Here is a 6,299-nt window from a genome sequence, read left to right on the forward strand (position 1 = left end):
CCACGAAAAGTGACCTTCACGCCGCGATCTTGATCAGTTTGGCGTAATAAAACCCGTCATGCCCACCTTCTTGCGCCAACAACTGGCGTCCGTGGGGTTGTTTGAGACCGGGGGGCGGCTGATCGAGTTGTCCGGCGATATCCAGCTCCCGGGCGCCCGGGGTTCGGGCGAGGAAGGCGTCGATAACGTCGGTATTTTCCATGGGCAGCGTTGAACAGGTGGCATACAAAAGTATGCCGCCCACTTGCAACGTCGGCCACAGCGCGTCGAGCAGCTCACCTTGCAGCGTCGCAAGGGCCGGGATGTCGTCAGCCTGACGCGTCAGCTTGATATCGGGATGGCGGCGAATAACGCCCGTGGCCGAGCACGGGGCATCGAGCAGAATGCGCTGGAACGGCTTGCCGTCCCACCATTGCGCGGTTTCCCGGGCATCGGCGGCGATCAGTTCCGCGCTCAGGCCCAGACGCTCGAGGTTTTCCCGAACGCGAACCAGCCGCTTGGCTTCCAGATCCACGGCGACCACGCCGGCCAGCGCGGGCTGCACTTCCAGCAAATGGCAGGTTTTGCCACCGGGCGCGCAACAGGCGTCGAGCACCCGTTGGCCGGGGGCCAGCTCAAGCAGATCGGCGGCCAGTTGCGCCGCTTCATCCTGCACGCTGATCCAGCCTTCGGCAAAACCCGGCAGGTTGCGCACGTCGCAGGGATCGGTCAGCAAAATGCCGTCCTGACTGAACGTACAAGCGACCGCCTCGATGCCCGCGCGGCGCAGGTGCTCAAGGTATTGATCGCGGCTGTTATGCCGACGATTCACCCGCAGAATCATCGGCGGATGCGCGTTGTTGGCGGCGCAGATGGCTTCCCAGTGGTCCGGCCAGGCGGCTTTCAGGGCCTTTTGCAGCCAGCGCGGGTGCGACGTGCGCACCACCGGATCATGTTCCAGCTCGGCCAACAGGGCTTCGCTTTCTCGCTGGGCGCGGCGCAGCACGGCATTGAGCAGCGCCTTGGCCCAGGGTTTTTTCAGTTTGTCGGCGCAACCGACGGTTTCACCGATCGCGGCGTGGGCCGGAATGCGCGTGTAGAGCAGTTGATACAGGCCCACCAACAACAGGGCTTCGACGTCGGCATCCGCCGCTTTAAAAGGCTTTTGCAGCAATTTGGCGGCCAGCGCCGAGAGCCGTGGTTGCCAGCGGGCGGTGCCGAAGGCCAGGTCTTGCGTCAGGCCGCGATCACGAACCTCGACTTTATCCATTTGGGTGGGCAGCGAACTGTTCAATGACGCTTTGCCGCTGAGCACGGCGGCCAGGGCCTTGGCGGCGGCCAGACGCGGGTTCATTGGTCTGCTACCGGTTGACCGAGCACCGTGCCAAGGGCGAATTTTTCCCGGCGACTGTTGAACAGGTCAGCGAAATTCAGCGGCTTGCCGCCGGGCAATTGCAGACGGGTCAAGCGCAAGGCGCCTTCACCGCAGCCCACGATCAGGCCGTCCTTGCTGGCAGCAAGAATCTCGCCCGGCGCGCCCTGCCCTTCAGCGATGCTCGCCTCCAGCACCTTCAAGGCTTCGCCGTTGAGGGTGCTGTGGCAGATCGGCCAGGGGTTGAACGCCCGAACCTGTCGTTCCAGCTCAAGGGCCGGGCGATTCCAGTCGATGCGCGCTTCGTCTTTGTTCAGCTTATGGGCGTAGGTGGCGAGGCTGTCATCCTGGGTTTCGCCGATCAGCGTGCCGTCGGCCAAACCCGCGATGGCTTGCAGAACGGCCGGTGGGCCAAGTTCAGCAAGACGATCATGCAAGGTGCCGCCGGTGTCCTGGGCGGTGATCGGGGTCACGGCCTTGAGCAGCATCGGGCCGGTATCCAGCCCCAGTTCCATGTGCATCACGGTCACGCCGCTTTCTGCATCGCCCGCTTCGACGGCGCGCTGGATCGGCGCCGCACCGCGCCAGCGCGGCAGCAGGGAGGCGTGACTGTTGATGCAACCCAGGCGCGGAATATCCAGCACCACTTGCGGGAGAATCAGCCCATAGGCAACGACCACCAGCAGATCAGGCTTGAGCGCCGCCAGCTCGGCCTGCGCGCTCGCATCACGCAGCGTCGGCGGTTGCAGTACGGGGATGTCATGTTGCAACGCAAGCTGTTTGACCGGACTGGGCATCAGCTTCTGGCCACGACCGGCCGGGCGATCAGGCTGGGTGTAGACGGCGACGATCCGGTAGGGGCTGTCGAGCAAGGCCTTGAGGTGTTCGGCGGCAAATTCGGGGGTGCCGGCGAAGACGATGCGCAGTGGCTCAGTCATGGGCTTCTCGTAGGAAAGGGATTTGGGTGCTGGCTGTGCAGGACTCTGTTGGCGCGAGGCTTGCCCGCGAACGCGACAGTCCAGACAGGTTACAGGTCGCCAGACACACCGCTTTCGCGGGCGAGCCTCGCTCCTACCTGCCTGAACGCATGCCTCAAGCGTTCTGCTTGTGCAGTTTTTCCAGCTTCTTCTTGATCCGGTCGCGCTTGAGGTTAGACAGGTAATCGACGAACAGCTTGCCGTTCAGGTGATCGCACTCATGCTGGATGCACACGGCCAGCAGACCTTCGGCGATTTCCTCGTAAGGGTTGCCGTCCCGATCCAGCGCCTTGATGCGGATTTTCTGGGGGCGGTCGACGTTTTCATAGAAGCCTGGCACCGAAAGGCAGCCTTCCTGATACTGGTCGACTTCGTCGGTCAGGGTTTCGATTTGCGGGTTGATGAAAACCCGTGGCTCGCTGCGGTCTTCGCTCAGGTCCATGACAACGACGCGCTTATGCACGTTGACTTGCGTTGCAGCAAGACCGATGCCTGGCGCTTCGTACATGGTTTCAAACATGTCGTCGACCAACTGGCGAATGCCGTCATCGACCTCGGCCACAGGCTTGGCGATGGTGCGAAGGCGCGAATCGGGAAATTCGAGGATGTTTAAAATAGCCATATACGTAAGAGCTGCACTTGTAGGGTAAAGTCAAAATCGGCTGCCAGGCTTGGAACATCGAAGCGGGGCAACCCGTTTTTGAAACCGAGCCTGATGGGGCTCTATGTTTATGCAAAGCCACATGATAAAGGGATTCACCGTATGAGGAAATCACTACTCGCCCTGCTGCTGTTGGCCTCGACCGGTCTTGTGCAGGCGCAAGTGCAGCTCAGGGAAGGCCATCCCGAGCGTTACACCGTTGTCGTCGGTGACACGCTTTGGGACATTTCCGGGAAATTTCTCAGTCAGCCCTGGAAATGGAAAGAGATCTGGCGCGCCAACCCGCAGATCCAGGATCCTGACCTGATCTATCCCGGCGACTCCTTGTCCCTGGTGTACGTCGACGGGCAGCCGCGCATTGTGCTCAACCGGGGCGAGTCCCGAGGCACCGTCAAACTCTCCCCGCGCGTGCGCAGCACGCCGATAGTCGAGGCCATACCGAGCATTCCGCTGGGCGCGATCAATGCGTTTTTGCTCAGCAACCGCATCGTGGACGACCCGGCGCAGTTCGACGAAGCACCCTACATAGTGGCGGGTAACGCCGAGCGCGTACTCAGTGGCGTCGGCGACCGGATCTATGCCCGTGGCACGTTCGACCCTGCGCACTCGATGTACGGCATCTTTCGCCAAGGCAAGTCGTACATCGATCCCGAGACTCAGGAAGTGCTCGGCATCAACGCCGATAACATCGGCACAGGCGAAATAATTGCGACAGAAGGTGACATCGCAACCCTGATGTTGCGGCGTACCAGTGAGGAAGTTCGCCTGGGTGATCGCTTGTTCACCAGTGAAGAGCGGGCGATCAATTCCAGCTTTTTGCCCAGCGCACCCCAGTCGCCCATCGATGGCCTGATCCTCGACGTGCCTCGCGGTGTCACGCAGATCGGGGTGTTTGACGTGGTCACGCTGGACAAGGGCAAGCGTGACGGTCTCCAGGAAGGCAACGTTCTGGCCATCTTTAAAACCGGGGAGACGGTTCGTGATCGCATCACCGGTGAACAAGTCAAAGTTCCTGACGAACGCTCCGGCTTGCTGATGGTTTTCCGGACTTACGACAAACTCAGCTACGGTCTGGTTTTGCAAGCCAACCGATCTTTGGCGATTATGGACAAGGTTCGAAACCCCTAGCCGTGTGTTGCAGGGTTGATACAAATATTCGTTTCAATCCACTGTTTATCAAATAGTTGTTAACAGAGTTATCCACAGGTTTGCTCACCGCTCAAGGTGCGCTACAGATCAAGGAAGATCTCATGCCGCTGTTCGAAAAAGCTGTCTCTTCGCCCGCTGAACTGGAAGCGCGCCTGCGTTTGCATCGCTTGCCAGAGCTGGGACCCAAGCGTTTTCGTAAGCTGATTGACGCATTCGGTTCCGGCTCCGCAGCCCTGTCTGCGCCCGCCAGTGCGTGGCGTGCGCTGGGGTTGCCTTCGGCCTGTGCCGACGCACGACGGGACCCGACCGTTCGCGATGGAGCCAGCGCTGCATTGGCCTGGCTTGAGCGTCCGGGCCAGCATTTGCTGATGTGGGACGATCTTGATTACCCTGCATTGCTTGCGGAAATTCCCGACCCGCCGCCGTTACTTTTTGTCGCTGGCGACGCCAGTATTCTGGACCGTCCGCAACTGGGCATGGTGGGAAGCCGCCGCGCATCACGACCCGGACTGGACACCGCCGCCGCCTTTGCCCGAAGTTTGGCGGGTGCCGGATTTGTGATTACCAGTGGCCTGGCCCTGGGCATCGACGCGGCTGCGCATCAGGGCGCGCTTGATGTGGGCGGCTCGACAATTGGCGTGCTGGGCACCGGCCTCGAAAAACTTTATCCACAGCGCAATCGCCAGCTGGCGGCGACCATGACGGCTCAAGGCGGCGCGGTTGTTTCCGAGTTCCCGCTGGATGCCGGTCCGGTCGCCAGCAACTTCCCGCGACGTAACCGGATCATCAGCGGTTTGTCGTTGGGTGTACTGGTGGTCGAGGCCAGCGTCGCCAGCGGTTCCCTGATTACCGCCCGGTTGGCGGCTGAGCAAGGCCGGGAGGTGTACGCCATTCCGGGGTCGATTCATCATCCCGGCGCCCGGGGCTGTCATCAGTTGATCCGTGACGGTGCCGTGTTGGTGGAAACGGTCGAGCATATCCTCGAAGCCCTGCGCGGCTGGCAGGTTGAGACACCTTCCAGCGATTCACGGGCTAAAAGACCTGCGCCAGACCATCCGTTGCTTGCGCTGCTCCATGCCGCACCCCAGACCAGCGAAGCGTTGACCGTTTCCAGCGGCTGGGCGCTGCCTGAGGTTCTGGCGGCGTTGACCGAGCTTGAACTGGACGGTCTTGTCACCTGTGAAGCAGGACGATGGTTCGGGCGCGCGCCCTGAGGTTAAACTGCGGGCGGTGTTTATCGGAGATGTTATCAATGGTCAGCAGTTGGCGTGTGCAACAAGCCGCTCGAGAGATTCGCGCCGGTGCGGTGATTGCCTATCCAACCGAGGCGGTTTGGGGCTTGGGATGTGATCCATGGGACGAAGAGGCGGTGTATCGCTTGCTGGCGATCAAGTCGCGTCCTGTGGACAAGGGTTTGATTATGGTCGCCGACAACATTCGTCAGTTCGACTTCCTGTTCGAAGACTTTCCCGAGCTGTGGCTCGACCGCATGGCCAGTACCTGGCCGGGGCCGAACACCTGGCTGGTGCCCCATCAGAACCTGTTGCCCGCCTGGATTACCGGGGAGCACGAAACCGTGGCCCTGCGGGTCAGCGATCACCCGACCGTGCGTGAACTCTGCGCGCTGGTGGGGCCGCTGATCTCCACCTCGGCCAACCCCGCAGGCCGCCCGGCTGCTCGTACGCGGCTTCGTGTCGAGCAGTATTTCCGGGGCCAGATCGATGGCGTGCTGGGCGGCAGCCTGGGCGGCCGCCGAAACCCCAGCGTGATACGCGATATCGCCACCGGGCAGGTGGTTCGCGCGGGATAGCGAATCATGCTCTGTCATTGCGGTAATCGCGACGCACCAGTAGGAGCTCACGAGCACCGCGAGGCAGCGATAGCGGTTTGCCTGACACACCGCTTCGCGGGCGTCGTAACCTCCGTGCGCTCCTACAGGTTCCTTGCGGTAATCGCGACGCACCAGTAGGAGCTCACGAGCACCGCGAGGCAGCGATAGCGGCTTGCCTGACACACCGTTTCGCGGGCGTCGTAACCTCCGTGCGCTCCTACAGGTTCCTTGCGGTAATCGCGACGCACCAGTAGGAGCTCACGAGCACCGCGAGGCAGCGATAGCGGCTTGCCTGACACACCGTTTCGCGGGCGTCGTAACCTCCGTTCT

At 61.6% G+C, this 6,299-nt stretch carries 6 protein-coding genes; 3 read left to right on the forward strand and 3 right to left on the reverse strand.

What is annotated here, in order from left to right:
- Positions 1 to 16: 16 nt before the first annotated feature.
- The 3 genes from rsmB to def all read right to left on the reverse strand — a co-directional run bounded on the left by rsmB (position 17) and on the right by def (position 2,950).
- Positions 17 to 1,333, reverse strand: a complete 1,317-nt coding sequence (gene rsmB / locus ACP7B0_RS17005) for a 16S rRNA (cytosine(967)-C(5))-methyltransferase RsmB (protein ID WP_426142604.1) — start codon at positions 1,331 to 1,333, stop codon at positions 17 to 19.
- On the reverse strand, positions 1,330 to 2,289 hold the full coding sequence (fmt, locus tag ACP7B0_RS17010; protein WP_426142605.1) for a methionyl-tRNA formyltransferase: 960 nt from the start codon (positions 2,287 to 2,289) through the stop codon (positions 1,330 to 1,332). Before fmt ends, rsmB begins: the two co-directional genes overlap by 4 nt.
- Positions 2,290 to 2,443: 154 nt before the next feature.
- Positions 2,444 to 2,950: a peptide deformylase gene (gene def / locus ACP7B0_RS17015; RefSeq protein WP_426142606.1), complete on the reverse strand. Its 507-nt coding sequence runs from the start codon at positions 2,948 to 2,950 to the stop codon at positions 2,444 to 2,446.
- 141 nt (positions 2,951 to 3,091) lie between these two features.
- Between def and ACP7B0_RS17020 the strand changes: the two genes are divergently transcribed.
- From ACP7B0_RS17020 to ACP7B0_RS17030, 3 genes are all read left to right on the forward strand, one after another.
- A complete protein-coding gene (locus ACP7B0_RS17020; RefSeq protein WP_426142607.1) occupies positions 3,092 to 4,117 on the forward strand; it encodes a LysM peptidoglycan-binding domain-containing protein in 1,026 nt (341 codons plus the stop codon).
- 122 nt (positions 4,118 to 4,239) lie between these two features.
- Positions 4,240 to 5,352 carry a DNA-processing protein DprA gene (gene dprA / locus ACP7B0_RS17025; RefSeq protein WP_426142608.1) on the forward strand — a complete coding sequence of 371 codons (1,113 nt, stop codon included), beginning with the start codon at positions 4,240 to 4,242 and terminating at the stop codon, positions 5,350 to 5,352.
- 38 nt (positions 5,353 to 5,390) lie between these two features.
- The gene (locus ACP7B0_RS17030; RefSeq protein WP_426142609.1) at positions 5,391 to 5,948 is read left to right on the forward strand and encodes an L-threonylcarbamoyladenylate synthase; all 558 of its coding nucleotides are present in this window, start codon (positions 5,391 to 5,393) and stop codon (positions 5,946 to 5,948) included.
- Positions 5,949 to 6,299 lie beyond the last annotated feature (351 nt).

This window comes from Pseudomonas sp. DWP3-1-2 (assembly GCF_049896285.1).
In the GTDB taxonomy this organism is placed as follows: Bacteria; Pseudomonadota; Gammaproteobacteria; order Pseudomonadales; family Pseudomonadaceae; genus Aquipseudomonas.

Bases quoted from the DNA above. Each gene is read 5' to 3' on its own strand.
- rsmB (WP_426142604.1), bottom strand. From the start codon at position 1,333: ATGAACCCGCGTCTGGCCGCCGCCAAGGCCCTGGCCGCCGTGCTCAGC.
- fmt (WP_426142605.1), bottom strand. From the start codon at position 2,289: ATGACTGAGCCACTGCGCATCGTCTTCGCCGGCACCCCCGAATTTGCC.
- def (WP_426142606.1), bottom strand. From the start codon at position 2,950: ATGGCTATTTTAAACATCCTCGAATTTCCCGATTCGCGCCTTCGCACC.
- ACP7B0_RS17020 (WP_426142607.1), top strand. From the start codon at position 3,092: ATGAGGAAATCACTACTCGCCCTGCTGCTGTTGGCCTCGACCGGTCTT.
- dprA (WP_426142608.1), top strand. From the start codon at position 4,240: ATGCCGCTGTTCGAAAAAGCTGTCTCTTCGCCCGCTGAACTGGAAGCG.
- ACP7B0_RS17030 (WP_426142609.1), top strand. From the start codon at position 5,391: ATGGTCAGCAGTTGGCGTGTGCAACAAGCCGCTCGAGAGATTCGCGCC.